Origin of the sequence: Bacteroides sp. f07 (assembly GCF_042854785.1) — a bacterium.
GTDB lineage: Bacteria > Bacteroidota > Bacteroidia > Bacteroidales > Bacteroidaceae > Bacteroides.
On record NZ_BAABXI010000009.1, the window covers coordinates 1 to 1,221 of the forward strand.

The 1,221-nt window shown below is 48.1% G+C and carries 1 pseudogene; it reads right to left on the bottom strand.

Going from position 1 to position 1,221, the window contains the following annotated elements:
* A pseudogene (locus ACGHVY_RS24775) lies at positions 1 to 1,221 on the bottom strand (TraM recognition domain-containing protein); the annotation flags it as partial.

Below are 1,221 nucleotides of genomic sequence, written 5' to 3' on the forward strand. Positions count from 1 at the left end.
TTGGGATCATTCTCAATGCGGAGCAGTTCTTTTTCAATAATCTGCGCCACATCTTCTTTGATTTGATAGTAGTTCCTTTCGATTTCCTCTTCCATGTGGTCCTTACCGTCCGCACCGGTAAAGTCCGTGATCACCGGGATTTTCCGGTAGGCTTTCGTTTCCGCGGCTACCTGTTCGTTATCCACTATGATTTCGGCATGGAATATCTTCTGATTTATCTTTTCATCGAAACTGTCGCAGACCGAACCGACAAACTCCCCCTGCGAGAGGTTGGATATCTTGGAGGCGGGGATGAGCGAGTCGAGCTGGGTAGAGATATTGGTCGAGGTGTCCTCCCTGGTTATATTGATGGACTTGCGCTGCTGGAGTACTTTTCCGAACCTTTCCGAGAGATTCTTTGCGGTTTCACCCACTACTTGCCCGGCAAAAATATTACCGATTGTATTTTGGATCACACGCGCCTCCTTATCGCCGTAATCCCTAACGAGTTGGCTGTAGTCTTGGGCACCGAGCATGACAGCCACCTTGTTGCTCCGGGCGGTGGCTATCAACGTGTCAAGCCCTTTAAAATAAATAGTTGGAACCTCGTCCACCAGGATGGAACATTTGAGCTTGCCTTTCCGGTTCACCATCTTGACGATACGGGCATTGTACAACCCCAATGCCGCCGAATAAATGTTCTGGCGGTCAGGGTTATTGCCTACGCACAGTACTTTGGGGGCATCCGGATTGTTGATATCCAGCGTGAAGTCATCTCCGGTCATGATCCAGTAAAGGGCAGGTGAAATCAACCTGGACAGTGGAATTTTGGTGGAAGCTATCTGGCCTTGGAGCTGCTCCATCGCACCGCCTTTCCAGGCATCCATAAACGGAGAAAGATAATTTTCCAGCTCCCGGTAAGAGGTAAGGATAGTGAACAGGTCGGAATATGGCTTATTCAACAGCTCGATGGCATGCGGGAAGGTGCAGTACTGTCCGTTTTCAAAAATTTTCAAATATCAGATCACGGCAGCGAAGAGCACAATCGGGCTTTCCACAAAAAAGTCCCCCTGCTTCTGAATCCAACTCTTATTCAAGTTGAGCATGATCACATAAGCTGATTCATAGGCATCCGCAATATCAGACAGGAATGAGGGATTAAGCGGATTACACCGGTGACTGTGGCGTGGATCATCAAAATTAATGACATAGAAACCGACCGGCTTGGCATATTTATCTTTA